At 66.5% G+C, this 25,649-nt stretch carries 24 protein-coding genes; 10 read left to right on the top strand and 14 right to left on the bottom strand.

Features of this window, described 5'->3' with window-relative positions:
- Window positions 1-18 precede the first annotated feature (18 nt).
- Window positions 19-906, top strand: a complete 888-nt coding sequence (locus RAM80_RS06130) for a LysR substrate-binding domain-containing protein (RefSeq protein WP_416425335.1) — start codon at window positions 19-21, stop codon at window positions 904-906.
- Here the strand turns inward: RAM80_RS06130 and RAM80_RS06125 are convergent.
- Window positions 899-1,819: a cupin gene (locus RAM80_RS06125; RefSeq protein WP_416425334.1), complete on the bottom strand. Its 921-nt coding sequence runs from the start codon at window positions 1,817-1,819 to the stop codon at window positions 899-901. The genes RAM80_RS06130 and RAM80_RS06125 overlap by 8 nt on opposite strands.
- Before the next feature lie 189 nt (window positions 1,820-2,008).
- Here RAM80_RS06125 and RAM80_RS06120 point away from each other — a divergent pair, with 189 nt between their 5' ends.
- Together RAM80_RS06120 and RAM80_RS06115 are read left to right on the top strand one after the other, a co-directional pair.
- Window positions 2,009-2,560, top strand: coding sequence for a cysteine hydrolase family protein (locus RAM80_RS06120; RefSeq protein ID WP_416425333.1), 552 nt, complete (start codon window positions 2,009-2,011; stop codon window positions 2,558-2,560).
- Window positions 2,561-2,600: 40 nt separating this feature from the next.
- The gene (locus RAM80_RS06115; RefSeq protein WP_416425332.1) at window positions 2,601-3,542 is read left to right on the top strand and encodes a GlxA family transcriptional regulator; all 942 of its coding nucleotides are present in this window, start codon (window positions 2,601-2,603) and stop codon (window positions 3,540-3,542) included.
- Window positions 3,543-3,650: 108 nt separating this feature from the next.
- Here the strand turns inward: RAM80_RS06115 and RAM80_RS06110 are convergent, their stop codons facing one another.
- Window positions 3,651-4,292: an HD domain-containing protein gene (locus RAM80_RS06110; protein WP_416425331.1), complete on the bottom strand. Its 642-nt coding sequence runs from the start codon at window positions 4,290-4,292 to the stop codon at window positions 3,651-3,653.
- Window positions 4,293-4,407: 115 nt separating this feature from the next.
- Between RAM80_RS06110 and RAM80_RS06105 the strand changes: the two genes are divergently transcribed.
- The 3 genes from RAM80_RS06105 to RAM80_RS06095 all read left to right on the top strand — a co-directional run bounded on the left by RAM80_RS06105 (window position 4,408) and on the right by RAM80_RS06095 (window position 7,020).
- A complete protein-coding gene (locus RAM80_RS06105; RefSeq protein ID WP_416425330.1) occupies window positions 4,408-5,385 on the top strand; it encodes a GlxA family transcriptional regulator in 978 nt (325 codons plus the stop codon).
- Window positions 5,386-5,515: 130 nt separating this feature from the next.
- Window positions 5,516-6,292 carry a class I SAM-dependent methyltransferase gene (locus tag RAM80_RS06100; RefSeq protein WP_416425329.1) on the top strand — a complete coding sequence of 259 codons (777 nt, stop codon included), beginning with the start codon at window positions 5,516-5,518 and terminating at the stop codon, window positions 6,290-6,292.
- Window positions 6,289-7,020: an alpha/beta hydrolase gene (locus tag RAM80_RS06095; RefSeq protein ID WP_416425328.1), complete on the top strand. Its 732-nt coding sequence runs from the start codon at window positions 6,289-6,291 to the stop codon at window positions 7,018-7,020. Before RAM80_RS06100 ends, RAM80_RS06095 begins: the two co-directional genes overlap by 4 nt.
- Before the next feature lie 842 nt (window positions 7,021-7,862).
- Here RAM80_RS06095 and RAM80_RS06090 read toward each other — a convergent pair.
- The 3 genes from RAM80_RS06090 to RAM80_RS06080 are packed head-to-tail and all read right to left on the bottom strand — an operon-like array spanning window position 7,863 to window position 10,958.
- Window positions 7,863-9,296 (bottom strand): MFS transporter, encoded by a 1,434-nt coding sequence (locus RAM80_RS06090; protein WP_416425327.1) that lies wholly within the window; start codon window positions 9,294-9,296, stop codon window positions 7,863-7,865.
- Between the two features lie 57 nt (window positions 9,297-9,353).
- Window positions 9,354-10,169: a shikimate dehydrogenase gene (gene aroE / locus RAM80_RS06085; RefSeq protein ID WP_416425326.1), complete on the bottom strand. Its 816-nt coding sequence runs from the start codon at window positions 10,167-10,169 to the stop codon at window positions 9,354-9,356.
- A gap of 24 nt (window positions 10,170-10,193) precedes the next feature.
- On the bottom strand, window positions 10,194-10,958 hold the full coding sequence (locus RAM80_RS06080; RefSeq protein WP_416425325.1) for a glucose 1-dehydrogenase: 765 nt from the start codon (window positions 10,956-10,958) through the stop codon (window positions 10,194-10,196).
- A gap of 127 nt (window positions 10,959-11,085) precedes the next feature.
- Here RAM80_RS06080 and RAM80_RS06075 point away from each other — a divergent pair, with 127 nt between their 5' ends.
- Window positions 11,086-11,973 (top strand): LysR substrate-binding domain-containing protein, encoded by an 888-nt coding sequence (locus RAM80_RS06075; protein WP_416425324.1) that lies wholly within the window; start codon window positions 11,086-11,088, stop codon window positions 11,971-11,973.
- A gap of 100 nt (window positions 11,974-12,073) precedes the next feature.
- Here the strand turns inward: RAM80_RS06075 and msrB are convergent, their stop codons facing one another.
- On the bottom strand, window positions 12,074-12,586 hold the full coding sequence (gene msrB / locus RAM80_RS06070) for a peptide-methionine (R)-S-oxide reductase MsrB (protein ID WP_416425323.1): 513 nt from the start codon (window positions 12,584-12,586) through the stop codon (window positions 12,074-12,076).
- A gap of 199 nt (window positions 12,587-12,785) precedes the next feature.
- Here msrB and RAM80_RS06065 point away from each other — a divergent pair, with 199 nt between their 5' ends.
- Both RAM80_RS06065 and RAM80_RS06060 read left to right on the top strand, forming a co-directional pair.
- A complete protein-coding gene (locus RAM80_RS06065) occupies window positions 12,786-14,048 on the top strand; it encodes an EAL domain-containing protein (RefSeq protein WP_416425322.1) in 1,263 nt (420 codons plus the stop codon).
- 226 nt (window positions 14,049-14,274) lie between these two features.
- Window positions 14,275-14,574: a DUF3077 domain-containing protein gene (locus RAM80_RS06060; protein WP_416425321.1), complete on the top strand. Its 300-nt coding sequence runs from the start codon at window positions 14,275-14,277 to the stop codon at window positions 14,572-14,574.
- 97 nt (window positions 14,575-14,671) lie between these two features.
- On the opposite strand, the gene RAM80_RS06055 is transcribed toward RAM80_RS06060, so the two are convergent.
- From RAM80_RS06055 to gloB, 8 genes are all read right to left on the bottom strand, one after another.
- A complete protein-coding gene (locus tag RAM80_RS06055; RefSeq protein ID WP_416425320.1) occupies window positions 14,672-16,267 on the bottom strand; it encodes an ABC transporter ATP-binding protein in 1,596 nt (531 codons plus the stop codon).
- Between the two features lies 1 nt (window position 16,268).
- Complete coding sequence (locus tag RAM80_RS06050; RefSeq protein WP_416425319.1) at window positions 16,269-17,288, bottom strand: ABC transporter permease; 1,020 nt, start codon at window positions 17,286-17,288, stop codon at window positions 16,269-16,271.
- A 1-nt stretch (window position 17,289) separates the two neighbouring features.
- A complete protein-coding gene (locus RAM80_RS06045) occupies window positions 17,290-18,363 on the bottom strand; it encodes a microcin C ABC transporter permease YejB (RefSeq protein ID WP_416425318.1) in 1,074 nt (357 codons plus the stop codon).
- Between the two features lies 1 nt (window position 18,364).
- On the bottom strand, window positions 18,365-20,203 hold the full coding sequence (locus tag RAM80_RS06040; protein ID WP_416425317.1) for an extracellular solute-binding protein: 1,839 nt from the start codon (window positions 20,201-20,203) through the stop codon (window positions 18,365-18,367).
- A complete protein-coding gene (locus RAM80_RS06035) occupies window positions 20,200-22,026 on the bottom strand; it encodes an extracellular solute-binding protein (protein WP_416427422.1) in 1,827 nt (608 codons plus the stop codon). Before RAM80_RS06035 ends, RAM80_RS06040 begins: the two co-directional genes overlap by 4 nt.
- 70 nt (window positions 22,027-22,096) lie before the next feature.
- Window positions 22,097-22,327, bottom strand: coding sequence for a hypothetical protein (locus RAM80_RS06030; protein WP_416425316.1), 231 nt, complete (start codon window positions 22,325-22,327; stop codon window positions 22,097-22,099).
- Window positions 22,328-22,448: 121 nt separating this feature from the next.
- Window positions 22,449-23,915 carry a transglycosylase SLT domain-containing protein gene (locus tag RAM80_RS06025; RefSeq protein WP_416425315.1) on the bottom strand — a complete coding sequence of 489 codons (1,467 nt, stop codon included), beginning with the start codon at window positions 23,913-23,915 and terminating at the stop codon, window positions 22,449-22,451.
- Between the two features lie 99 nt (window positions 23,916-24,014).
- Window positions 24,015-24,794: a hydroxyacylglutathione hydrolase gene (gene gloB, locus RAM80_RS06020; protein WP_416425314.1), complete on the bottom strand. Its 780-nt coding sequence runs from the start codon at window positions 24,792-24,794 to the stop codon at window positions 24,015-24,017.
- Window positions 24,795-24,877: 83 nt separating this feature from the next.
- On the opposite strand from gloB, the gene RAM80_RS06015 reads away from it, so the two are divergent.
- Window positions 24,878-25,636, top strand: a complete 759-nt coding sequence (locus RAM80_RS06015; RefSeq protein WP_416425313.1) for a class I SAM-dependent methyltransferase — start codon at window positions 24,878-24,880, stop codon at window positions 25,634-25,636.
- Window positions 25,637-25,649 lie beyond the last annotated feature (13 nt).

Raw genomic sequence — 25,649 nt, 5'->3', positions numbered from 1 at the left:
GGCTGATGGGATTTGCCCGTGGATTACTTCGCCGCACTCACTGCCTTCGTCGAGGCCGCCGAAGGCAACAACTTCTCCCGCGCCGCCGAACGCCTGAATATCAAGGCCTCGACGGTGTCGCGCTACATCAAGGAGCTGGAGCATGACCTGGGCATTGCCCTGTTCAACCGCTCCACCCGCACCCTGCATCTGACCGAGGGCGGCCAGACCTTCCTGCACCACGCCCGCCGCGTGCTGGCGGAACTGGACCAGGCGCGCGCCGCCACCTCGGCGCTCAACCAACAGCCGCGCGGCCTGCTCAAGGTCAGCGTGCCACCGGCCTTTTCCCGCCACCATGTGCTGCCCTGGCTGGGCGACTTCCTGCAGCGCTACCCGGACATTCGCGTGGAACTGGTGCTGGACGAGGCGCGGGTCAACCTGATCGACGCCGGCATGGACCTGGCGATCCGCATCGGCACTTTGCCCGACTCGGGCCTCAAGGCGCGCAGGATCGCCGATCAGCAGTGGGTGCTATGCGCGGCCAAGGGCTTCGCCGCGCCACCGACAGCCCCGGCAGCGCTGGGTGATTTCCCGGCGATACTGGGCAGCCGTGATGAAGTGCTGCTGCGCAAGGGCGACCAGCACGCGACGGTCACCCTGCAAGGCGCGCTGCGCCTTAACGACCTGGACGCCCGGCGCCTGGCCGCCGAGCAGGGCCTGGGTGTGGCCCTGCTGCCGCTGTGGCTGGCCGCCGACGGCCTGCGCAGCGGCACCCTGCAACGCTGGCTGCCAGACTGGCAGGTCGCCGACGCCGAGGCGGCGTTGTGGTTCGTCTACCCGCCCAAGCGCATCGTCTCGTCGAAGGTGCGCAGCTTCATCGACTTCATGCTCGAGCGCATCGGCACGCCGCCTTACTGGCTCAGCTGAAGCGGATGTCCAGGGCGCGCAGGTGGGTTTGCAGGCCGGCGTCCTGGATCGGGATCAGGTAGGCCTCGCGCCCCGACTCGTTGTAGTGGGCGTGCCAGTAGCCGGGCGGGGTGACGAAGGCCAGGCCCGGGGTCCAGTCCACGCGGGTGGGGTTGCGGATCTGGCCGTCGTCGTCCAACTCGGTGCCCACCAGGGTGTAGCAGCCTTCGGGCGCATCGATGATGAAATCCAGGGCGATGGACTGGTGGCGATGGGGCTTCTGCACCGAACCCGCCGGCAGGATGCCGTACATGGCCCACAACACGTGGGTGACGGTGCGGGTCTGGGGAAAGTGGCGGTTGCCCAGCAGGATGCTGATGCGGCTGCGGTCCTGGGCGCGCGGGTCATCGGCGGCCTCGCGCAGCTTGGCGTTGGCCACCTCGGCGGGGTACAGGGTGGCGGTGAAGCGGTCCTCGGCCGGGCGCACGCCCAGGTAGCGCAGCAGCGGTTCGTCGTGCACGTAATAGAAGCGGCTGTCCGCGCGGGCGGTCAGCACGGTGGGCTGCAGGCCGGGCAGGGCGATGAAGCAGCCGCTGTTCCAGGCGAACTGGCTGTCGCCCTGCTGCAACTGGCCGTCGCCGGCAATCACGTACAGCACCTGGGAGGTGGCAGTGGGCGCCAGGCGCAGGCTGTCGCCGGCGTTCAGGCGAATGAAGTTGGCGCACAGGCCGGGGCCGGTGGCCGGCCCCTGGCACCCCAGCGCCTCGCTGAGGTCCAGCGGCACTACCCGCGACGGGCCGTCGGCGTACAGGGCGGCGGGGAAGCTGTGGTAGGGCACGCGGCTGATCAGCTTGGCGCTGATGGGGTTGGCCGCCTTGCTGTACTCGAAGTACTCGGCGTCCAGGGTGGCATCGGGCTTCACGGCGCTGTTCATGGGCATGGCTCTTGTTGTGGGAAGATGGGGCCACTATACGAACGGCGCGCCGCGAGAATAACCGCCCGGGCGGCACAGCAGTTATGCGAAAAAGGGCATGTCCGAAAACCCTCGGTGGTTGTCCGCTGCGCCTATCCCGTTGCCCGTCGCCAGCGCGCAAACTGGGCGCTCTTCCAAGGAGCCGTCCCCATGAGCAAGCAAGCCCTGATCCTCATCGACCTGCAGCACGATTACTTCGCCAACGGCCTGTGGCCGCTGGACAACATCGAGCCGGCCGCCGCCAATGCCGCCCGGGTCCTGGCAGCGTTCCGCCAGGCCGGCAAGCCGGTCATCCACGTGCGTCACGAATCCCTGGCGGCCGATGCGCCGTTCTTCCGCCCCGGCACCCCGGGCGCGCAGATTCACGGCGCGGTGGCCCCCGCGGCCAACGAGCCGGTGATCGTCAAACACTACCCCAACAGCTTTCGTGAGACCGAGCTGCACGCTTTACTCGCCCAGCACGGCATCGAGTCACTGGTGCTGGTGGGCGCCATGAGCCACATGTGCATCGAGGCCGCCGGTCGCGCGGCGGCGGACCTGGGTTACGGGGTAACCGTGCTGCACGACGCCTGCGCCACCCGCGAACTGGTCTTCGATGGCCACACCGTACCGGCCGCCCAGGTGCACGCCGGGGCCATGGCGGCGCTGGCGTTCGGCTACGCGCAGTTGCTGGCGACCGAGGCGTTCCTGGCCCAGGGCTGATATCGTGAAGGCTGCAATGCAACCCTGGAGCCCGGCGGTCATGGCCGACACACATGAAATCACCCTGCTGGTGTACCCCGGCGCCCAAGCGGCGGCCGTGCACGGGCTGGTCGATCTGTTCGCCGTGGCCAGCCGGTTGGGCCAGGCTTGCGGCCGCGCGGCGTTGCAGGTCAGCCAGTGGCAGCCTGGCGATGATGCAGCCGGCAGCCCGGCCGTGGTGGTGATACCGCCGTCGCTGGGCCGCTTGCCCAGTGCCGACACCGCCGCCGCCTGCCGCCCGTGGCTGCTGCAGCAACACGCTCGCGGCGCGGTGCTGGGCGCGGTGTGCATCGGCGCGTTCCTGTTGGCCGCTGCAGGCCTGCTGGACGGCCGCCGCGCCACTACCCATGCCAGCCAGGCAGCGGAATTCACCGCGCGTTTCCCAGCGGTGCGGGTGCACAGCGAAGTGCCAATCATCGACGATGGCGAGCTGCTGACCAGCGCCGGCCTGATGGCCTGGACCGACCTGGGCCTGCGCCTGGTGGCGCGGTTGTTGGGGGATGACATTGCGCGGCAGACCGCGCAGTTCCTGGCGGTGGCGGCGCCGTTGCAGGGCGAGGGGTATTTCGCGCCGGTGCTGGACCACGGCGATGCACAGGTGCTGAAGCTGCAGCATTGGCTGCAGGCCAACGGCGCCCTGGGCGTGAGCGCGGCGGCCATGGCGGCCCAGGCGGGGCTTGAGGCGCGCACCTTGCTGCGACGCTTTCGCGCGGCCACCGGGTTGTCCCCCACGCAGTACTGCCAGCAGTTGCGGGTGAATACTGCGCGGGAGTTGCTGCAGTGGACCCGCGACAGCGTCGACCAGGTGGCCTGGAGCGTGGGCTACCAGGACCCGGCGACATTCCGAATTATCTTCCGGCGCCTCACCGGCGTGGCGCCGGGGGCGTATCGCTTGCTTTCCGCACGCCGTGAACCTTCCCAGGCCACGACACCGAGCCCGTAGCCGCTGCCGCAGGCTGCGCTGGCCTTGAGCCTCGCTGGAGATCTTCAGCGTACGCGGGGGCCAGCGCAGCCTGTCGGCAGCGGCTACGCGAGCGTGTTGGCGGCGTTATCACGCCTTCCACGCCGACCCGCGAATCACCTCGCAGAAGTTGCCGCGCTGGAACAGCGGGTCCTTGCTGGCCAGCACGTCGGCCTTGACGTTGCCGAAGGTGGTCTCGGGCTTGTGTTTGATGCCGTCGTAGAACGCTTGGATGATGTCTTCCTTGAACTGCGCGCTGCGCGGGTGGGCGCTGACGATGGCGTCGCGTTCGGCGTCGCTGTACTGCGGGTAGGTCAGGCCCAGCACGTCCATTTCCACGCCCGCGGTCACCAGCGCCACCACCGGGTGCATGTGCTGGGGGATGCCGGGGGTGGTGTGCAGGGCGATGGCGGTCCACACGGTGTCGATGTCGTGCTGGTTGATGTGGTGGCCCTTGAGGAAGTCGCGGGCGGCGTTGGCGCCGTCCACCTCGAAGCGCTCGCAGGCGCTGCTGCATTGGTGCACCAGGCCCATGTCGTGGAACATGCAGCCGGCGTACAGCAATTCGGCGTCGACCTTCAGCCCGCGCTTGCGGCCGGCCAGGGCGCCGAAGTAGTACACCCGGCTGGAGTGGTGAAACAGCAGGTCCGACTCGGTGTCGCGCACCAGTTCGGTGATTTCCCGCGCCATGGCGGTGTCGGGGATCTTGATGTCGTCGAGGCTGAAGGTCATGGGGTGTCTCCGCAAGCAGTGGTGGGGGTGAAGCCAGTATCAGCTCGTCGGGGTATGGCCTCAATTGGCGCAATACGTCATATACTGCCATTTCCCTTCCCAAGCGGACGCCGTCATGACTCCCGTACGCACCATCGCCGTGGTGGCCTTGCCCAACGTGCAACTGCTCGACGTCAGCGGCCCGCTGGACGTGTTCGCCGAGGCCAACCGCGAGGCCGGCCGCGAGCGCTACCGGCTGTTGCTGGTGGGCTGCGGCAGCGGCCCGGTGACCAGCTCATCGGGCACCCGGCTGTTGCCCGAGACCAACACCGACCATGCCCTGGCCGGTATCGACACCCTGCTGGTGGCCGGCGCGCCCAATGCCCCGCACGCGCGCTTCAGCCAGGCGCTGCTGGACTGGCTGCGCCTGCATGCGCCCCAGGCACGGCGCTTCGGCTCGGTGTGCACCGGGGCCTTTGCGCTGGCAGCGGCGGGGCTGCTGGACGGCCGCCGGGTGACCACCCACTGGGTGGCCGCCGCGGCGCTGGCCAGCCGTTACCCGCAGGTGCAGGTAGACGCCGACGCCATCCATGTGCGCGACGGCAGGCTGCGCACCGCGGCCGGGGTGACTGCCGGCCTGGACCTGGCGCTGGCGCTGGTGGAAGAAGACCTGGGCGAGGACATCGCCCGGCGCGTGGCCAGCCAGCTGGTGATGTTTTTCAAGCGCCCCGGCGGGCAGTTGCAGTTCAGCCGCAAGGGCGAGTCGCTGCCAGCCGGGCGCTCGGCGCTGCAAGAGGTGCAGCGCTACGTGGCCGCGCACCCGGCCGAAGACCACAGCATCAAGGCCCTGGCCGAGCGCGCCGGCCTCAGCCCGCGGCACTTCGCCCGGCTGTTCCACCAGGAAGTCGGCGAAACCCCGGCCAGCTGGGTCGAGCAGGCCCGCATTCAGGCCGCCCGCGAACGCCTGGAGCAGGGCCATGAAACCCCCAAGCAGGTGGCCGCCCACTGCGGCTTCGCCAACGCCGACACCCTGCGCCGCGCGTTCAGCAAGGCCGTGGGCGTAAGCCCCGCCGAGTACCGCAAGCGCTTCGCCGGCCGTGGTGGAAACGTTTGATTATTGTGGGAGCTGGCTTGCCAGCGAGCTTTCGGGCCTCAACAACTCGCTGGCAAGCCAGCTCCCACATTTGGTGTGATGCGCAGCCGCAGCCTATGATGATGCACTTCTCACCGAGCAGGGGCGCACCATGAGCATTCACCACGCCGCCGAAGGCTACGACACCCGGGCCACCGCCGACACCTACGCCCGCGGCCGCCCGGACTACCCGCCGGCGCTGGATGCCTGGCTGCGCGACACCCTGGGCCTGCACACCGGCAGCACGGTGCTGGACCTGGGCGCCGGCACCGGCAAGTTCACCCCGCGGCTGCTGGCCACCGGCGCCCGCGTGGTGGCGGTGGAGCCGGTGGCGGCCATGCGCGAGAAACTGCACGCCAGCTACGGCCACGTGCAGGCGCTGGACGGCCGCGCCGACGCCATCCCGCTGCCCGATGCCTCGCTGGACGCGGTGGTGTGCGCGCAGTCGTTCCATTGGTTCGCCACCCCCGAAGCCCTGGCCGAGATCCGCCGCGTGCTCAAGCCCGGCGGCCGCCTGGGCCTGGTGTGGAACCTGCGTGACAACAGCGTGCCGTGGGTGGCGCGCCTCGATACGCTGGTCAACCACTACGAAGGCGACACGCCGCGCTACTACAGCGGCGCCTGGCGCCAGGTGTTCCCCGCGCCCGGCTTCAGCACGTTGCAGGAAGCCCATTTTGGCAACGGCCACACCGGCAGCCCCGACACGGTGATCATCGACCGCGTGCGCTCCACCAGTTTCATCGCAGGGCTGCCCGCTGCCCAGCGCGAAGCGGTGGACGCCCAGGTGCGCGCACTGATCGCCAGTGAACCTCTGCTGGCCGGCAAGGCCGAAGTCACTGTCCCTTATACGACCGCTGCCTTCTGCGCAGTTAAATCGGAGACTCCATGATCAAACGAATGGCCCTTGCGCTGTTGCTGGTGTCGGGCCTGGCCCACGCCGCCGACCCCGTGCTGCACACCGACCTGCCGCTGAAATACCTGGAGCAGGCGCCGACGGTCACGCGCGACAAGCCGCTGGTGATTTTCCTGCATGGTTACGGCAGCAACGAGGCCGACCTGTTCGAGCTGAAAGACTCGCTGCCCGATGGCTACACCTACCTGTCGGTGCGCGCGCCGCAGACCCTGGAAGAGGGCAGCTACCAGTGGTTCCACCGCCAGGGCGATGGCCCCTACGACGGCGTGACCGCAGACCTGGCCAGCAGCCGTCAGACGCTCAAGGACTTCATCAGCCAGGCGGTGGCCAAGTACCACACCGACAAGTCGAAGGTGGTGCTGATCGGCTTCAGCCAGGGCGCCATCATGAATTACGAGCTGGGCCTGCGCGAACCGCAGGCGGTACGGGGCATTGCGGTGCTGAGTGGCAAGATCCTGCCGGTGCTGCGCAGCGAACTGAAGCCGGACCCGGCGCTGAAGTCGCTGGCGATTTTCATCGGCCATGGCGTGGACGACCCGCAGGTGCCGTTCACCGATGCCAGCGAGGCCCAGCGCATTTTGCATGAGCTGGGCCTGGAGCCGGATTTCCACGCTTATGCCGACTTGAAACATTCCATCAGCAAGACCGAAATCGAGGACCTCAACGCCTGGCTAGGCGACGTGCTGGCCCCCCAAACCCTGTAGCGGCGCCTGTCTTCCGTGGGACTGGGTTCTGCCCACGAAACGGGCACCTCACGGCATCAGGTTGTGATTTGTTCGTGATCTTGATCTTGATCTTGATCTTGATCTTGATCTTGATCTTGATCTTGATCTTGATCTTGATCTGGTTTTTGATCTTGATTGTATGCCCCGTAAAGCGCCCGGGCCGACTGGAGGCGTTGCCCAGGCGGCAGCCCGCAGGGCCCTTCGGCGCAGCCGAAGGAAACGGCAACCCGCAGGCTTCTATAGCGGGGGCCGTTTGCCGCCTGGGCGACGCCGGAAGGAGGGGACCCGTAGCGCAGCGGAGGGCCCAAGCAGGGGCAAGCCCTTTTTGGTGACTTTTTGGGGCGACTGCCAAAAAGTTACTCGGCGTAAGGCCGAAACGGTCGGTGGTCTCACCGCGAAAATGGATATGCTCGAAATCGCCGAAGCGGGATACAGAATCTGTGCACATATCCATTTTCGATGGGTGATGCAAAATCACCTTTCCGCCCTTACGGCGGCTCACTTTTTGTCAAACGCCACAAAAAGTAAGCAAAAAAGGCTTGCCCCTGCTTGGTCCCTCCGCTTCGCTGCGGGTCCCCTCCTTCCGGCGTCGCCCAAGCGGCCGACGGCCCGGAATAGAAGCGCCTCCGGTTCCGTCTTCCCCGGCTACGCCGTGGACCGCTCGGCCAACGCCTCCAGTCGGCCCTGGCGCTTTATGGGGCACACAATCAAGATCAAGAGCCGCACGGGATCAAGATCAAGGGCGCGGGGTCCTCTGCAGTGCGACCTTCGCGGTCAGACCCCGCTCCCGCAGGGAGCGCCGTAGCGACAGCCAGGCCGCGTCAGTGGCGCACCGGAATCGCGTGATGGTGCGCTTTAACCGCCTCATCGGCCTTCGCCACCTCCCACGCGTCACGCGGTTCATCCAGGTCGCGGTTCAGGGTTTCCGGGGTCTTGAACGTGGTGTACAGCGTGGTCGCGGTCAGCAGCGCCAGGTAGCAGGCAATCGGCACCCAGGCGCCGATGCCGGCGTTGCTGTCGCCTTCATGGGTGGCCATGACCACGGCGATGATACCCGCGCCAATCATCGGCGCGATACCGCCGGCGATCACCGCCGACACTTCCCGCGCAATCGACACGCCCATGTAGCGGTGGCGTGAGCCAAACAGCTCGGGCATCAGCGCTGCCTGGGTGCCGAACATGCCCCAGGTGCCAATGCCCAGGGCGATGGAGATGGCAACGATGCTGGCGACGATGTTGCCCAGGCTCAACACCCACCACACCGGGAACGCCAGCGCCAGTTGCAGCAGGGCGAAGGCGCGGTACACCACCACGCGGCCGAAGCGGTCGCTGAGCTTGCCGGCAATGGGCACGGTCAGCGCGCCCAGGCTGGCGGCGCAGATCAGCGTCAGCACGCCCACCGGGCCCTTGAGGCCGACCACGCCGACGATGTAGCTCACCGCCAGGGCCTGGTAGATGGACGAACCGCCGTTTTCCGCCAGGCGCAGGCCGATGCCCAGCAGCAGGGTCGGCTTGGAGTGGGTCATGGCGCTTTTCAGCGGGTTGGCGCATTCACGCTTCAGCGCCTTGAGGCGCACGAAGGTCGGCGACTCCTTGAGCTTGAGGCGCATGTACAGGCCCAGCGCGACGATGATCACGCTGATGAAGAACGGCACGCGCCACAGGTTGGTCTGGGTGATGTTGTCGTTGCCGCTGACCACCAGGAAGTACACCAGGGCGGCCATGATGGTGCCCAGCTGGATGCCCAGGAACGGCAGCGCGGCGTAGAAGCCGCGACGGCCCTTGGGCGCGTACTCGGTCATCATCACCGCCGCGCCGGCCTGCTCGGCGCCGGCGCCCAGGCCTTGCAGCAGGCGCAGCACCACCAGCAGCACCGGCGCCAGGTAGCCCACCTGGTGAAAGGTGGGCAGGGCGCCGATCAGGGTGCTGGACACGCCCATCAGCAGCACCGTGGCCGAGAGCACGAACTTGCGCCCCACGCGGTCGCCGATCATGCCGAACAGCACGCCGCCCAGGGGGCGGATGGCAAAGCCGAGGAAGTAGGTGCCGAAGCTGGCGATCAGGCTCATGGCGCGGGTCTGCTCGGGGAAGAACAGCGGCCCGAAGATCAGTGCCGACGCCAGGGTGTACAGGGCGAAGTCGTAGTACTCCAGGGCGCTGCCCAGGGAGCAGGCCCAGGCGGCGCGGTGCAGGTCTTTCTTCACCTGCGGGTCAACCGGTTCAGCGGTGTCGGACGGGGAGCGGGCGTGGGTCATGTTCGTTCCTCCAGGCGCCTTCATGGCGTCTTGTTATTGATAGGCAACCGGGATGGGTTACAGGTTCAACCGCTGGATTTCCTGGAGCATGGCCTGCTCCATCACATCGATGGGCGCGTCGTGGCCGGTGTACAGCTCGATCTGCCGGCAGGCCTGGTGCACCAGCATGCGCGTGCCCGCCACGGTGCCGCAACCCAGGGCGCGGGCCTGGCGCAGCAGCGCGGTCTGCACCGGCATGAAGGCCACGTCCATGACGATCAGGTGGCTTTGCAGGCGGCCGTCCAGCGGGTTGCTGTCGGGCTGCTTGAAGCCCACCGAGGTGGCGTTGATGACGATGTCGAAGGCCTTGGCGTCGAAACGCTCCACCGCACCGCCCCAGCGCGCTTTCAGCGACTGGGCCAGCTCGCTGCCGCGCTCGGCGCTGCGGTTGAACACGGTGACCTGGGCGCCGGCTTTCACACAGCCGTAGACCACCGCGCGGGAGGCGCCACCGGCACCGATCACGGCAATGCGCTTGTCGTTCAGGCGGGTGACTTCCTGCAGCGCGCGCACGGCGCCCAGGTAGTCGGTGTTGTAGCCGGTGAGCACGCCGTCGACGTTGTTGATGGTGTTGACCGCGCCAATCACCTGGGCCGACTCGTCGATGGCGTCCAGGTGCGGCATGACCGCCTGCTTGTAGGGCATGGACACGTTCATGCCGCGCACGCCCAGGGTGCGGATGGCGCCGACGGCGGCCACCGGGTCTTCGACGCCGAAGCACACGAAGGTGTAGTCCAGGCCCAGGGCGGCGTAGGCGGCGTTGTGGATCTTCGCCGAGAGCGAGAACGGCGAACCCATGATCGAGCCGCACAGGGTAGGGAGTGATTGAGGCATGGTGGCATCCTTGGAAAAAGTGGGTCAGACGACGCAGGTCAAGCCGCCGTCGACGAACAGGGTCTGGCCGTTGATGAAGTCGGCGGCGGGCGAGGCCAGGAACACGGCGGCGCCGCACAGCTCCTCGACCTTGCCCCAGCGCCCGGCGGGTGTGCGTTTCACCAGCCAGTCGTCGAACGCCGGGTCGTCGGCCAAAGCCTGGTTCAGTTCGGTACGGAAATAGCCGGGGGCCAGGGCGTTGATCTGCAGGCCATGGCCGGCCCAGTCGGCGCACATGCCGCGGGTGAGCATGCGCACCGCGCCCTTGCTGGCGGCGTAGGGGGCGATGGACGGGCGGGCCAGTTCGCTCTGCACCGAGGCGATGTTGATGATCTTGCCGCTCTGGCGCGCGATCATGTGCCGGGCCACGGCCTTCGATACGTTGAACACGCCGTCGAGGTTGGTGCTCATCAGCCGGTGCCAGTCCTGGCTGCTGAAGTCCTGCAGGGCCTGGCGGTGCTGGATGCCGGCGTTGTTGACGAGAATATCGATAGCGCCCAGGCGCTGTTCCAGGGCATCGATGGCCTGGGCGCTGGCGTCGTGGTCGGCGACGTCGAACACCGCGTATTCGGCGGCCAGGCCTTCGTCGCGCAGCAAGGCGCAGGCGGCCTGGGCGCGCTCGGCGTCGCGGCCGTTGAGCACCACCTGGGCGCCGGCCTGGGCCAACCCGCGGGCCAGGGCCAGGCCGATGCCGCGTACCGAGCCGGTAATCAGTGCGCGCCGGCCGTCCAGGCGAAAGCTTGCTGTCATGTGAGTCTCCCGGTATTGGATTTATGGAATAGGGATGGCGCTACTTTCAACCGCTATCGCCGGGGCCTGCCAATCGTTTATGGTGATGCCGTGATCACCGTTCGTGATCACCAGCAATGGAGGCTTTGTGGAACTCAAACACTTGCGGGCCTTTGCGGCCCTGGCCGAGGAACTGCATTTCGGCCGCGCGGCCGAGCGCCTGCACATCGTGCAGCCGGCGTTGAGCGCGCAGATTCGCGCGCTGGAAGAGGACGTCGGCGCGCAGCTGTTCGAGCGTGACCGCCATGGCGTGGAGCTGACCGAGGAGGGCGCGTTGTTCCTGCCCGAGGCCCTGGCTACCCTGCGCCAGGCCGGGCGTGCGCGCGAGGTGCTGCAACAGGCGGCGGCCGGCGAGGTGGGCGTGGTGCGCCTGGCGTTCGTGTCGTCGGTGCTGTCGCAACTGTTGCCCGACCTGGTGCGGCAGATGGAACAGCGCTACCCGCGCATCGAGCTGGAACTCAAGGACATGCCCTCGCTGCTGCAGGCCCGGGCGCTGCAGGACAACGCCCTGGATTTCGGCCTGGTGCGCCTGCCGCTGAGCGTGCCCGGGGTGCACACGCGCATGCTCTTCGAGGAGTCGCTGGTGGTGGCACTGCCGGCGGGCGATCCGCTGTGCGCCCAGCGCCGCCTCCAGCCCCAGGACCTGGCCGGGCGCCCGGCGCTGGTGCTGGCGCGCAAGTACGCGCCGGGGCTGCATGACCAGATGCTGGTGGGCTTTCATCGGCGCAAGGTGACGTTGACCATTGCCCGGGAGATGGGCGAGTTCACCACCTTGCTGGCGCTGGTGGCGGCGGGGCTGGGCGTGGGCATCGTGCCGGCGGGCGCGGCGTCGGCACTGCCCGCCGGGGTGGTCACCCGGCCGCTGGCGCTGGCCATGAGCGGCGCCGGCATCGGCGTGGCCTGGACCGGCCTGGAAAGCCCGCGCAAACGGGCGCTGATGCAGGTGCTGGATGAGCTCTATCCCCTTGACCCGTAGCAGCGGCCGCATCCTGTGGGAGCTGGCTTGCCAGCGAGCTGTTGAGGCCATAAAAGCTCGCTGGCAAGCCAGCTCCCACAAGACAGTTGCTGCTACGGGTCTATGCGGTGCCGGGGGTGAAGACCATGGCTACGCCATTCATGCAGTAGCGCAGCCCGGTCGGCGCCGGGCCGTCGTCGAACACATGGCCCAGATGCCCGCCGCAGCGGTGGCAATGCACCTCGTTGCGCTCCATGCCCAGCGTGGTATCGCGGCTGACGTTGACCGCGCCCGGCAACGGCGCGGTAAAGCTCGGCCAGCCGGTGCCGCTGTCAAACTTGGCGCTGGAAGAAAACAGCGGCAGCTGGCACCCCGCGCAGGCAAAGCGGCCGCTGCGGTGCTCGTTGTTCAGCGGGCTGCTGTAGGGGCGCTCGGTGCCCGCGCGGCGCAGCACGTCGAACGCTTCGTCGCTGAGCAGTTGGTGCCACTGTTCATCGCTGTGCTGCACGGCGAAGGTCTCGCCCGGCGTGCTGTCCGCCGCCATGGCCAGGCGCATGCGGCCGCTCATCAGCGCGTAGGCGGCCAGCGAGGTCACTGCCGCGGCCTGGATCAAAAACCATCGTCTGGATTGCATGGTGGCGCTCCTGGTGGGCCGAATCATGGGGCCAGTGTCGGCCGCGGCCGTTCGCCAAGTCCTCACGCAGGGTTAAACGTTTTGTGACACCTTTCGCATTTCCCTCGCATTTCGTCAGGAAGCGCCGAGCGGTCGGCGAAATTCCGAGGTCACAGTCCTAGAATCTTGGGATCCAGGGATCAAGGAGGCCGTCATGGACATGTCAGCCACACAGCTTGCCAGCGTGGTGAGCCTGAAATCCGAGGCACCGACGGGCACGGGTTGTATCGACAAGGTGTTGCGGGCGTTGCGCACCCATCTGGGCATGGACGTGGCGTTCGTCTCGCAATTTCGCACCAGTGACCGGGTGTTCATCCACGTCGACACCGACGGCGATGGCCCGATCCGGCCGGGCGATGCGCTGCCGCTGGACGTGGGCTACTGCCTGAAAGTGGTGGAGGGCGAGTTGCCCGAGCTGATCGCCAACACTGGCGAACTGCCCGAGGCGCTGGCCATCCCGGAAACCCTGGCGCTGCCCATCGGTTCGCACATGAGCGTGCCTATTTACCTGAGCGACGGCCGGCTGTACGGCACCTTCTGCTGCTTTGGCTACAGCGCCGACAGCAGCCTGGGCCAGCGCGACCTGCTGGTGATGAAGGTGTTCGCCGAGCTGATCGCCGACCGCATCGAGGGCGACCTGACCCTGGTGCGCGACCGCGTGGCCAAGCACCGACGCATCTCCGCGGTGCTGGCCAGCCAGCAGCCGAGCATCGTCTACCAGCCGATCTTCGACTTCCAGGGCATGAGCATCTGCGGCTGGGAGTGCCTGTCGCGCTTCAACCTGGTGCCGGTGCGCAGCCCCGACCAATGGTTCAAGGAAGCCGCCGAAGCCGGCCTGGGCGTGGAGCTGGAGTGCCACGCCATCGCCGCCGCCCTCAAGGGTATGGACGCGCTGCCCTCGGGCACCTACCTGACCATCAACTGCTCGCCGCAGCTGATGCTCAGCGGCCGCCTGACCGACCTGCTCAGCCCGTGCCCGGCCAGCCGCCTGGTGCTGGAAATCACCGAGCACGCCATCGTCAATGACTACACGGGGCTACTCAAGGCCCTCAAGCCCCTGCGCCAGAACGGCGTGCGCGTGGCCATCGACGACGCCGGCGCCGGCTACGCCAGCATGCGCCACATCCTGCAACTGCGCCCGGACATGATCAAACTGGACATGAGCCTGACCCAGGGCATCGACCACGACCCACAGAAACGCGCCATGGCCTCGGCGCTTATCGCCTTTGCCCGCGAGACCGGCAGCACCATCGTCGCCGAAGGGGTGGAAACCCAGTCGGAACTGGACGCGTTGCGCTTGCTGGGGGCGAACAAGGTGCAGGGGTATCTGCTAGGGCGGCCGTTGAGCCTGATCGATGCCTTGGCGCTGGTGGAGCGGGTGGCGGTGAACAGTTTGGATGATTCCATGGCATCGTCGGCCTGAGCTACCGCGGCGGCCCGGGACGCGGCCTGCGGCCGCTGCTACGCAGGATGTGGTGGAATGGCCGGCTTTGTGGGAACCCTAACCCCTACGTGTAGGAAGCGTCAATTATCGCCTCGCTGCCTTGTCTGAGTCGGCTGTTTTCCATACCCTCCCTCCGTCGCTGAACCCTTCGGCGATCGGGTTTGGTAGCCCGATTTAGATCAAGGCGCTCAAGGATATCGATGATATGGATAAGCTGACGCCAGTTACTTCATCTACAAATCTGCACGCCCCCCGCACCGCCAGTTGCACCTTCGGCCCCCTCGACGACAACGACGAACCGCTGTTCCAGGTACGCGCAGGCGTGAAGGCTGAAACGGCGTTGGCGCAGTTGGCGTTGCTGCTCAAATGTGCTCATGAAAGCGCGTACGAGCTGACGGACAACGGTTGCGGGTGCCAAGGCCTAGTGTGGTCTGTGGTGCAGTCAGTGGAAAGCGCGCAGGCGCTGTTGGACGCCGTGTTGAAAGGCGCGGCACACAACCCGTAGCAGCAACTGTCTTGTGGGAGCTGGCTTGCCAGCGAGCTTTTATGGCCCTAACAGCTCGCTGGCAAGCCAGCTCCCACAGGATGTAGCAGCGGCGGGGTTATGCCATGAAGGCGGCTTCCAGGAGCTGGCGGGTGTAGGGGTGCTGCGGGGCTGAGAACACTTGCGCTGCGGGGCCTTGCTCCAGCACCTGGCCTGACTTGATCACCACCAACTGATGACTCAAGGCCTTGACCACCGCCAGGTCATGGCTGATGAACAGGTAGGTGAGGTTGTATTTCAGCTGCAGCGAGCGCAACAGTTCCACCACCTGCCGCTGCACGGTGCGGTCCAGCGCCGAGGTCGGTTCGTCCAGCAATATCAGCGCCGGCTTGAGCACCAGCGCCCGGGCGATGGCGATGCGTTGGCGTTGGCCGCCGGAGAATTCGTGGGGGTAGCGGTGGCGGGTGGCGGGGTCCAGGCCCACTTCCTGGAGCGCTTCGATGATGGCGTGTTCCTGCTCGGCAGGCGTGCCGATACCGTGGATGCGCAAGCCCTCGCCGACGATCTGCGCCACGCTCATGCGCGGGCTGAGGCTACCGAACGGGTCCTGGAATACCACCTGCATCTGCCGGCGCAGGGGGCGTATCTGTTCGCGGTTGAGGCGCTCCAGCGGCTGGCCGTGGAAGCGGATCGCGCCCTGGCTGGCGATCAGCCGCAGGATGGCCAGGCCGAGGGTGGATTTGCCCGAGCCGCTTTCGCCGACGATGCCCAGGGTCTGCCCGCGCGGCAGGCTGAACTGGATGCCGTCCACGGCCTTGACGTAGTCGGTGGTGCGTTTGAACAGGCCTTTCTTGATCGGGAACCACACCTTCAGGTCGTCGACTTCCAGCATCGGCTCACCCGCCACGGTGGCGGCCGGCTCGCCGCGCGGTTCGGCGCCCAGCAGTTCGCGGGTGTAGGGGTGTTGCGGGTGGTTGAACAACTGCTCGCAGTCGCCCTGTTCGACGATGCAACCCTGTTGCATCACGCACACCCGCTGGGCCACGCGCTTCACCAGGTTGAGGTCGTGGGTGATCAGCAGCAGGGCCATGCCCAGGCGCTGTTGCAGGGACTTGAGCAGTTCGAGGATTTTCAGCTGCACGGTGACGTCGAGGGCGGTGGTGGGCTCGTCGGCGATCAGCAGTTGCGGCTCGTTGGCCAGGGCCATGGCGATCATCACGCGCTGGCGCTGGCCGCCAGACAGCTCGTGGGGCAGGGCCTTGAGGCGCTGGCGCGGCTCGGGAATGCCGACCATCTCCAGCAGCTCCAGGGTACGCGCGGTGGCGGCCTTGCCGGTCAGGCCCTTGTGCAGGCCGAGCACTTCGTTGATCTGCTTCTCGATGCTGTGCAGCGGGTTCAGCGAGGTCATGGGCTCCTGGAAGATCATGGCGATGCGGTTGCCGCGAATCTGCCGCAGGCGCTTTTCGTCCATGTGCAGCAGGTCCTGGCCCTCGTACATCACCGTGCCGCTGGGGTGGCTGGCGATGGGGTAGGGCAGCAGGCGCAGGATGGAATGCGCGGTAACCGACTTGCCCGAGCCGCTTTCGCCCACCAGCGCCAGGGTCTCGCCGCGGCGGATGTCGAAGTTCACGCCTTCCACCACCCGGGCCGAGCGTTCGTTGTTGTCGAATTGCACCGCCAGGTCGCGGATTTCGATCAGGTTGTCAGGGTGCATGTCATTTCCTTGGATCGAACGCGTCGCGGGCGGCTTCGCCGATGAACACCAGCAGGCTCAACATCAACGCCAGCACGGCAAAGGCGCTGATGCCCAGCCACGGCGCCTGCAGGTTGGACTTGCCCTGGGACACCAGTTCGCCCAGGGACGGCGAGCCGGCGGGCAGGCCGAAGCCCAGGAAGTCGAGGGCGGTGAGGGTGCCGATGGCGCCGGTGAGAATGAACGGCATGAAGGTCATGGTCGAGACCATGGCGTTGGGCAGGATGTGCTGGAACATGATGCTGGCGTCGCGCATGCCCAGGGCGCGGGCGGCGCGCACGTACTCCAGGTTGCGGCCGCGCAGGAACTCGGCGCGCACCACGTCCACCAGGCTCATCCACGAGAACAGCAGCATGATGCCCAGCAGCCACCAGAAGTTGGGTTGCACGAAGCTGGCCAGGATGATCAGCAGGTACAGCACCGGTAGCCCCGACCACACCTCCAGGAAACGCTGCCCGGCCAGGTCCACCCAGCCGCCGTAGAAGCCCTGCAGGGCGCCGGCGATGACGCCGACGATGGAGCTGAGGATGGTCAGGGTCAGGGCGAACAGCACCGAGATGCGGAAGCCGTAGATCACCCGCGCGAGCACGTCGCGGCCCTGGTCGTCGGTGCCCAGCCAGTTCTGCGCCGACGGCGGCGCTGGCGCTGGCACCTTGAGGTCGTAGTTGATGCTCTGGTAGCTGAACGGAATGGGCGCCCACAGCGTCCAGCTGTCCTTGGCCTTGAGCAGCTGCTGGATGTACGGGCTCTTGTAGTTGGCCTCCAGCGGGAATTCGCCGCCGAAGGTGGTTTCCGGGTAGCGCTGGAAGGCCGGGAAGTACCAGCTGCCGTCGTAGTGCACGGCCAGGGGCTTGTCGTTGGCGATCAGTTCGGCGCCCAGGCTGGCCACGAACAGAATCATGAACAGCCACAGCGACCACCAGCCGCGCTTGTTGGCCTTGAACCGCTGCAGGCGACGGGCGTTGAGGGGGGAAAGGCTCATCTCAGTGCTCCCGGCGTTCGAAGTCGATGCGTGGGTCGACCAGGCTGTAGGTCAGGTCGCCGATCAGTTTCACCAGCAACCCCAGCAGGGTGAAGATGAACAGGGTGCCGAAGACCACCGGGTAATCGCGGTTCACCGCGGCCTCGAAACTCATCAGGCCGAGGCCGTCGAGGGAGAAGATCACCTCAACCAGCAACGAACCGGTGAAGAAGATGCCGATGAACGCCGAGGGGAAGCCGGCGATCACCAGCAGCATGGCGTTGCGGAACACGTGGCCGTAAAGCACGCGGTTGTTGCTCAGGCCCTTGGCCTTGGCGGTAACCACGTACTGCTTGCCGATCTCGTCGAGGAAGCTGTTCTTGGTCAGGAAGGTCATGGTGGCGAAGTTGCCGATCACCAGGGCCGTCACCGGCAACGCCAGGTGCCAGAAGTAGTCCAGCACCTTGCCGCCCAGGCTCAGCTGGTCGAAGTTGTTGGAGGTCAGGCCGCGCAGCGGGAACCAGTCCAGGTAGCTGCCGCCGGCGAACACCACGATCAGCAGGATGGCGAACAGGAACGCCGGAATGGCGTAGCCGACGATGATCGCCGAGCTGGTCCACACGTCGAAGTGGCTGCCGTGGCGGGTGGCCTTGGCGATGCCCAGGGGGATGGACACCAGGTACATGATCAGCGTGCTCCACAGCCCCAATGAGATGGAGACCGGCATCTTCTCCAGGATCAGGTCGGTGACCTTGGCGTCGCGGAAGAAGCTGGAGCCGAAGTCGAAGTGGGCGTAGTTCTTGATCATGATCCACAGGCGCTCGCCCGCGGGCTTGTCGAAGCCGTACTGTTTTTCGATCTCCTTGATCAGCGCCGGGTCCAGGCCCTGGGCGCCACGGTAGCTGGAGCCGCCCATGGACACCTCCGAGCCGCCACCGCTGAAGCGGCTGGTGGCGCCCTCGAAGCCTTCAAGCTTGGCGATGGCCTGCTCCACCGGGCCGCCGGGGGCGGCCTGGATGATCAGGAAGTTGATGATGAGGATGCCGAACAGCGTCGGGATGATCAGCAGCAGGCGCTTGCAGATATAGGCCAGCATCTCAGCGCTCCTTGCCCTGCGAGTCGGTGTCGGTGGTGATGGGGATGGCCGGCTTGACGTCCGGCTTGGCCCACCAGGTCATGGTGCCGACGTCATAGCGCGGCGACACGGCCGGGTGGCCCAGGTGGTTCCAGTAGGCCACGCGCCAGGTCTTGATGTGCCAGTTGGGCACCAGGTAGTAGTTGTTCAGCAGCACCCGGTCGAGGGCGTGGGAGTGGGCGATCAGGCTCTTGCGGGTGTCGGCGTTGATCAGGCTTTCGGTGAGCTGGTCCACGGCCGGGTCCTTGATGCCCATGATGTTGTAGCTGCCGCTGCGGTCGGCGCTGCTCGACTCCCAGTACTCGCGCTGTTCGTTGCCCGGCGAGTCTGACTGCGGGAAGCTTGAGACCATCATGTCGAAGTCGCGGTTGCGCCGGCGGGTGACGTACTGCGAGGCGTCGACGCGGCGCAGCACCAGTTCGATGCCGAGGTCGGCGAGGTTGCGCTTGTAGGGCAGCAGCACCCGCTCGAACTCGGGCTGGGCCAGCAGGAACTCGATGCTCACCGGCTTGCCGCTGGCGTCCACCATGCGGTCGTTGACCACGTGCCAGCCAGCCTCCAGCAGCAGCTTGTAGGCCTGGCGCTGCTGGTCGCGGATCATGCCGCTGCCGTCGGTGACCGGGTTCTTGAACGGCGTGGTGAACACCGCGTCGGGGACCTTGCCGCGCAACGGTTCGAGGATTTTCAGCTCTTCGGCGTCCGGCAGGCCGGAGGAGGCCAGGTCGGAGTTTTCGAAGTAGCTGTCGGTGCGCGTGTAGGCGCCATTGAACAGCTGGCGGTTGCTCCATTCGAAGTCGAACAGCAGGCCCAGCGCCTGGCGCACGCGCACGTCCTGGAACAGCGGCCGGCGCAGGTTAAAGACAAAGCCCTGCATGCCCACCGGGTTGCCGTTGGGCAGCTCTTCGCGGATCAGGCGTTTCTCGCGCACCGCCGGTACGTCATAGGCGGTGGCCCAGTTCTTCGCGGTCATCTCCAGCCAGTAGTCGAAGGCGCCGGCCTTCAGCGCTTCCAGGGCCACGTTGTTGTCGCGGTAGTAGTCGGTGGTCAGCACGTCGAAGTTGTACGAGCCGCGGTTGATGGGCAGGTCCTTGGCCCAGTAGTCCTTGACCCGCTCGTAGCGCACCGAGCGCCCGGCGTTTACCGCCGCCACCTTGTAGGGGCCGCTGCCCAGGGGGAATTCGAGGTTGGCGCGGCTGAAGTCGCGGGTGGCCCAGTAGTGCTTGGGCAGCACCGGCAGCTGGCCGAGGATCACCGGCAGCTCGCGGTTGTCGCGGGTCTTGAAGTCGAAGCGTACGTGCAGCGGGTCTTCGGCTTCCACCTTGGCGACGTCGGCGTAGTAATTCCTGTACAGCGGCGAACCGTCCTTCATCAATAGGTTGAAGGTGAACACCACGTCGTCGGCGCGCATGGGCTGGCCGTCGTGGAAGCGCGCCTCGGGGCGCAGGGTGAAGCGCACCCAGCTGTTGTCGGGGGCCTTCTCGATGGTCTTGGCCACCAGGCCGTATTCAGTCAGCGGCTCGTCGAGGCTCTGGCGCGCCAGGGTGTCGTAGATCAGGCCGATGTCGTCGGCGGGCACGCCCTTGCTGATGAACGGGTTGAAGCTGTCGAAGCCACCCGAGGCGGCGTTGCGGAAGGTGCCGCCCTTGGGCGCGTCGGGGTTCACGTAGTCGAAGTGCTGGAAGTCGGCCGGGTACTTGGGGGGCTCGTTGTACAGGGTCACGGCGTGCTGCGGGGCGGCGCAGGCCAGCCCGCTCAGCAGCAACCCGTAGGCGGCCGGCAACAGGGCGCGTAGGCGCGTCATGGGTGAGTCTCCACAGGCTTGAGCCACCACGTGTTGAGGCCCAGGGTGTAGGGCGGCGTGGTGACGAAAGCGAAACGGTTGCGGTAGGCCAGACGATGGGCGTCCAGGTACCAATTGGGAATCATGTAGTGCTGGGCCAGCAGCACGCGGTCCAGGGCGCGCGCAGCGGCTACCTGGTCATCGCGGCTATGGGCGGCCAGCAGGTCGTCGAGCAGGTGGTCGACCACCGGGTTGGCGATGCCGGCGTAGTTCTTGCTGCCCTTGACCGTCGCCTGGCTGGAGTGGAAGTACTGCCACTGCTCGAGGCCGGGGCTGAGGGTCTGGTTGAGGGTCATCAGAATCATGTCGAAGTCGAATTGGTCCAGCCGCTGCTTATACTGGGCGCGGTCGACGGTGCGCAAGCGCGCATCGACGCCGATGCCGCGAAGGTTTTCGACATAAGGTTGCAGGATCCTTTCCAGCCCCGGGTTCACCAGCAGCAGTTCCAGGCGCAACGGCTGCCCCTGGGCATTGAGCAGGCGCTGGCCGTCGAGCTTCCAGCCGGCGTCGGCCAACAGCCCCAGGGCGCGGCGCAGGGTCTCGCGCTCGATGCCGCGGCCCTGGGTGACGGGCACGTTGTACGGCTGGGTGAACAGCGTGGCGGGCAGTTGCTGACGGTAGGGTGCCAGCAGCAGGAACTCCTTGCCGGCGGGCAGGCCGCTGGCGCTGAATTCGCTGTTGGGGTAGTAGCTGGTGGCGCGACGGTAGGCGCCGTTGAACAGGGCGCTGTTGGTCCATTCGAAGTCCAGCAGCAGGCCCAGGGCCTCGCGCACGCGCACATCGGCCAGGGCCGGGCGCCGGGTGTTGAAGAACAGGCCCTGGGTCTGGGTGGGGATCTGGTGCTGGATCTGCGCCTTTATCACGTCGCCGCGCAGCACGGCGGGGTAGTTGTAGCCGTTGGCCCAGTTCTTCGCCTGGTGTTCCAGGTAGATGTCGAACTCGCCGGCCTTGAAGGCTTCGAAGGCCACGTCGTTGTCGCGGTAGAACTCCACCTCCACGCGGTCGAAGTTGTACTTGCCGCGGTTCACCGGCAGGTCCTGGCCCCACCAGTCCTTGACGTGCTCGAACACCAGGCGCCGGCCGGGCACCAGCTGGGTGATGCGGTAGGGGCCGCTGGTGACCGGTGGCTCAAAGGTGGTGGCCTGGAAGTCGCGGCCTTGCCAGTAGTGCTCGGGCAGCACCGGCAGCTCGCCCATGCGCAGAATCAGCAGCGGGTTGGCGCTGCGCTTGAACACGAAGCGGATGCGCTGGGGGCCCAGAATGTCCACGCGCTGCACTTCCTGCAGGCTGGTGCGGTACTGCGGGTGGCCTTCCTTGAGCAGGGTGCGGTAGGAGAAGGCCACGTCGCGGGCGGTGATCGGCACGCCGTCGTTGAAGCGCGCCTCGGGGCGCAGGTTGAACACCACCCAGCTGCGATCTTCGCTGTACTCCACGCTTTTGGCGATCAGGCCGTAGCTGGACGTGGGCTCGTCGCCGGACGGGTCGTACTGGCCGGTGCCGACCATCAGGGTTTCGTTCTGCTCGCTGACGCCGTACTGGATAAAGTTCGGCGTGCTCACCGGGCTGCTGCCCTTGAAGGTGTAGGGGTTGAGCGTGTCGAAGGTGCCGAACGCCATCACCCGCAGGGTGCCGCCCTTGGGCGCCTGGGGGTTGGCCCAGTCGAAATGGGTGAAGCTGGCCGGGTACTTGAGGGTGCCGAACTGGGCGTAGCCATGGCTCTGGAACACCGTCGCGCCAGCGTGACAGCTCAGGACCAGGCCTAGTGAGAGCAGGAGCGAACGCATCAAGTCAGAGATCCGATTTATTACCGGTACAGTAACAGTTTGTCTCTGGTTGAAGAAGAGTCCGCCGGGCTTACTCGGTGGCGGCCGGAGGTTGGGTAATGGCCTTGACCTTGGCTTCGATGTCCAGCCGCTCTTGCTGGCTGAGCACGCCGCGGTCCCACAGCTCCATGGCGGCGGACAGCACCCAGCCGTGGTAGAAGGCGCGGGACACGTCGCGAGTCTCGGCGGCCAGGGCTTCGAGGACGGCGTCGAGGTGGGCGAGTTTGCGGGCTTTTAGCGCTTCAGGGGTTTCGGTGGTCATGGAGATGCCTTGCGTAAAAAGTTTCACGTAGGAGCCGACCTTGGTCGCGATGGTAGCGCCGCGGTGTGTCAGGCACGGCCTCATCGCGCGCAAGCGCGGCTCCTACGGGGGTGTCGGGGTATCAGCGGTCGCGGTAGACGACCAGGGTCTGGCCTGGCTTCAGCGCGCGTGCGGTGTTGGGGTTCCAGCGCTTGAGGTGGTTGACCTCGACGTTGAAGCGCTGGGCCACCACGTACAGCGAGTCGCCCTTGCGAATCTTGTAGCGGGTGGCGACCTGGCCGCTCTTGCCGCCTTTGCTGGTGCGTGCGCTGGCCACGGCGGTGGTCTTGCCACGGGCCTTGGTGGCAGGGCGGCTGTTGTCCTGCATCACCAGGGTCTGGCCGACCTTCAGGTGCATGCCCGACAGCTTGTTCCAGTGCTGCAGGTCTTTTACGTCAACCTTGTTGGCGCGGGCGATCAGGCCCAGGTTGTCACCGCGCTTGACCTTGTAGGTGCGGCGGCGTGCCGGCATGTCCACGCGCGCCACGTCTTCGACGAGCTTGCGCTTGGGCGCCAGGGTCAGCAGTTCCTCGGGGCCCATCTTGGCCAGGCTCTCCGTCAGCAGGTGGGCCTTGGCGGTCGGCACCAGCAGGTGCTGGGGGCCGTCCACGGTGACGCGCTGCTTGAGGGCCGGGTTGAGCTGGAACAGCTCGTCCTCGTCGATGTTGGCCAGCGCCGCGACGCGGCCCAGGTCCATCTGCTGGTTGACCTCCACCACCTCGAAATAGGGCTGGTTGGCGATGGGGTTGAGGTTCACGCCGTAGGCCTCGGGGGACATCACCAGCTCCGACAGTGCCAACAGCTTGGGCACGTAGTCGCGGGTTTCCTGGGGCAGCGGCAGGTTCCAGTAGTCGGTGGGCAGGCCCAGCTTCTCGTTGCGCTCGATGGCACGGCTGACCGTGCCTTCGCCGGCGTTGTAGGCCGCCAGGGCCAGCAGCCAGTCGCCGTTGAACATGTCGTGCAGGCGGCTGAGGTAGTCCAGTGCAGCGGCGGTGGACGCGGTCACGTCGCGGCGGCCGTCGTAGAAACGGGTCTGGCGCAGGTTGAAGTAACGGCCGGTGGAGGGGATGAACTGCCACAGCCCGCTGGCATCGCTGCGCGAATAGGCCATGGGGTTGTAGGCGCTTTCGATCACTGGCAGCAGGGCCAGCTCCAGCGGCATGTTGCGTTCTTCCAGGCGCTCGACGATGTAGTGCATGTACAGGCTGCCGCGGCCGCTGGCGTTTTCCAGGAAGGACGGGTTGCTGACGAACCACAGGCGTTGTTGCTCGACCCGCGGGTTCACCGCCACGCCATCCTGCAGCTGGAAGCCCTGGCGCATGCGTTCCCAGACGTCCTGGGGCGCTTGCTGGTGGGCCTGTTGGGCATCCGGGAAGATGGGTTTCTGCTTGATGCGTGCGTTCAGGCTGTGCAGCCTGACGCTCTCGGCATCCGGAACCTGGCCCGTGCTTTGGCAGCCCGCCAGAATCACCGGCAGGGTCAGCGCGATGGCCTGTGCCAACCGCGTCAATGCGTCTGAATTGAAGGGCTTTCGAGTGTTGGACGACATTGGCTGGGAAGGTGATCCGGGCAAAAATGTCGGGCGATTCTAGAAACTGCCCACCCCCGGGTCAACCTTTCAGAATTTTTGGACGCAAGCGCGAGGGCTTTAGAACTTATCTTTCCATGCCCTAAGCGCAGCAAAAACGGCCACGGGAGAAGGGTTTACGACGCCTGTCCGTTCGTCTGCTTTTTTTCTGACACCTGCTTCATTGACACGCAAAAACGGGTTGGTCTGCAATTCCAGGGCCATGCTTGATGGCAAGGTGATGCGATTTTGCTCGCGCAGGGCGGTAACGTCAGCGAAACGTTGGGCAAGCTGCGGGTTTTGCGGTTCCACCGCGCAGGCGAAGCGCAGGTTGCTCAAGGTGTATTCGTGGGTGCAGTAAACCGCAGTGGCGGCGGGCAGGGCGGCCAGGCGCTGGAGCGAATCATGCATCTGCGCCGGCGTGCCCTCGAACAGGCGGCCGCAACCGCCGGCGAACAGGGTGTCGCCGCAGAACAGCAGCGGCGTCTCTGCCTGGGCGTGGTAATAGGCGATGTGGCCCAGGGTGTGGCCAGGTACGGCCATCACGTCGAAGCCCAGGCCCAGCACCTCGATGCGGGCGCCGTCGTCCAGGGCCACGTCGCGGGCCGGAATGGTTTCATTCGCGGGGCCGTACACCGTGGCGCCGGTGGCCTGCTTGAGCTCGGCCACGCCGCCCACGTGGTCGTGGTGGTGATGGGTGACCAGGATGTCGCTCAACTGCCAGCCCGGGTGGGCGGCCAGCCAGGCCAGCACCGGGGCGGCGTCGCCCGGGTCGACCACGGCGCAGCGCTTGCTTGCAGTGTCTTGTAACAACCACAGGTAGTTATCGGTGAAGGCTGGCAGTGCGTCGATCTGTATCATGGCGCGATTCGCTAAGCGTTGAATAATGGTGCATCTTAGAACCTGTTGGGGCTATTGGTGAACCTCTTCGATGGGAGAAGGCAATGACCGATAAAGCGTTTGCGCAGGCCGACCCGGAGTGGCTGGAGTTGATCGGCCAGGCCAGGGACTGGTTCGAGGGCCCGTTGGGCCAGTTCCTGCTTACTGAAGAGCAGGCGTTGCTGGAGGAAGAACTGGGCCGTTTCTTCGGCGGCTACCTGGTGCATTACGGCCCCAGCGCCCAGTTGCCACCCCAGGCCCCGCAGGTGCAGCGCAACGTACGCCTGGGGGCGCCGCTGCCGGGGGTGGAGATTGTCTGCGAGGAGCAGGCCTGGCCGTTGAGCGAGCACGCCGCCGACGTGGTGGTGCTGCAGCACGGCCTGGATTTCAGCCTGTCGCCCCACGGCCTGCTGCGCGAGGCGGCCAGCGCCGTGCGCCCCGGCGGGCACCTGATCATCGTCGGCATCAACCCCTGGAGCGCCTGGGGCCTGCGCCGTGCCTTCGCCCATGATGCCCTGCGCAAGGCGCGCTGCTTTTCCGCCTCGCGGGTGGGCGACTGGCTCAACCTGCTGGGCTTTGCGCTGGAGAAACGCCGGTTCGGGTGCTATCGTCCGCCGCTTGCGTCCCCCGCCTGGCAGGCACGCCTGGCCGGCTGGGAGCGCCGCGCCGGCCACTGGCAAAGTGCCGGTGGCGGCTTCTATATATTGGTCGCGCGCAAACTGGTGGTGGGCCTGCGCCCGCTGCGCCAGGTGCGTCGCGAACCCATGGGCAAGTTGATTCCGTTGCCGATGGCCAAGGTCAATCGACGCAACAGCGAACCCTGACATCGACGGATAG

This window comes from Pseudomonas sp. App30, from assembly GCF_047947025.1.
Classification (GTDB): domain Bacteria; phylum Pseudomonadota; class Gammaproteobacteria; order Pseudomonadales; family Pseudomonadaceae; genus Aquipseudomonas.
The sequence above is the reverse complement of the archived record's forward strand: the minus strand, read 5'-3'. Positions and strand labels throughout refer to the sequence as shown.

Excerpts from the sequence above, each read along its gene's own strand:
- RAM80_RS06015 (WP_416425313.1), top strand. The coding sequence starts at position 24,878 with ATGACCGATAAAGCGTTTGCGCAGGCCGACCCGGAGTGGCTGGAGTTG.
- RAM80_RS06120 (WP_416425333.1), top strand. The coding sequence starts at position 2,009 with ATGAGCAAGCAAGCCCTGATCCTCATCGACCTGCAGCACGATTACTTC.
- RAM80_RS06025 (WP_416425315.1), bottom strand. The coding sequence starts at position 23,915 with ATGTCGTCCAACACTCGAAAGCCCTTCAATTCAGACGCATTGACGCGG.
- RAM80_RS06040 (WP_416425317.1), bottom strand. The coding sequence starts at position 20,203 with ATGACGCGCCTACGCGCCCTGTTGCCGGCCGCCTACGGGTTGCTGCTG.
- RAM80_RS06110 (WP_416425331.1), bottom strand. The coding sequence starts at position 4,292 with ATGACCTTCAGCCTCGACGACATCAAGATCCCCGACACCGCCATGGCG.
- RAM80_RS06050 (WP_416425319.1), bottom strand. The coding sequence starts at position 17,288 with ATGAGCCTTTCCCCCCTCAACGCCCGTCGCCTGCAGCGGTTCAAGGCC.
- msrB (WP_416425323.1), bottom strand. The coding sequence starts at position 12,586 with ATGCAATCCAGACGATGGTTTTTGATCCAGGCCGCGGCAGTGACCTCG.
- aroE (WP_416425326.1), bottom strand. The coding sequence starts at position 10,169 with ATGCCTCAATCACTCCCTACCCTGTGCGGCTCGATCATGGGTTCGCCG.
- RAM80_RS06090 (WP_416425327.1), bottom strand. The coding sequence starts at position 9,296 with ATGACCCACGCCCGCTCCCCGTCCGACACCGCTGAACCGGTTGACCCG.
- RAM80_RS06080 (WP_416425325.1), bottom strand. The coding sequence starts at position 10,958 with ATGACAGCAAGCTTTCGCCTGGACGGCCGGCGCGCACTGATTACCGGC.
- RAM80_RS06060 (WP_416425321.1), top strand. The coding sequence starts at position 14,275 with ATGGATAAGCTGACGCCAGTTACTTCATCTACAAATCTGCACGCCCCC.
- gloB (WP_416425314.1), bottom strand. The coding sequence starts at position 24,794 with ATGATACAGATCGACGCACTGCCAGCCTTCACCGATAACTACCTGTGG.
- RAM80_RS06125 (WP_416425334.1), bottom strand. The coding sequence starts at position 1,819 with ATGAACAGCGCCGTGAAGCCCGATGCCACCCTGGACGCCGAGTACTTC.
- RAM80_RS06035 (WP_416427422.1), bottom strand. The coding sequence starts at position 22,026 with ATGCGTTCGCTCCTGCTCTCACTAGGCCTGGTCCTGAGCTGTCACGCT.
- RAM80_RS06115 (WP_416425332.1), top strand. The coding sequence starts at position 2,601 with ATGGCCGACACACATGAAATCACCCTGCTGGTGTACCCCGGCGCCCAA.
- RAM80_RS06100 (WP_416425329.1), top strand. The coding sequence starts at position 5,516 with ATGAGCATTCACCACGCCGCCGAAGGCTACGACACCCGGGCCACCGCC.
- RAM80_RS06065 (WP_416425322.1), top strand. The coding sequence starts at position 12,786 with ATGTCAGCCACACAGCTTGCCAGCGTGGTGAGCCTGAAATCCGAGGCA.
- RAM80_RS06105 (WP_416425330.1), top strand. The coding sequence starts at position 4,408 with ATGACTCCCGTACGCACCATCGCCGTGGTGGCCTTGCCCAACGTGCAA.
- RAM80_RS06030 (WP_416425316.1), bottom strand. The coding sequence starts at position 22,327 with ATGACCACCGAAACCCCTGAAGCGCTAAAAGCCCGCAAACTCGCCCAC.
- RAM80_RS06055 (WP_416425320.1), bottom strand. The coding sequence starts at position 16,267 with ATGCACCCTGACAACCTGATCGAAATCCGCGACCTGGCGGTGCAATTC.
- RAM80_RS06095 (WP_416425328.1), top strand. The coding sequence starts at position 6,289 with ATGATCAAACGAATGGCCCTTGCGCTGTTGCTGGTGTCGGGCCTGGCC.
- RAM80_RS06045 (WP_416425318.1), bottom strand. The coding sequence starts at position 18,363 with ATGCTGGCCTATATCTGCAAGCGCCTGCTGCTGATCATCCCGACGCTG.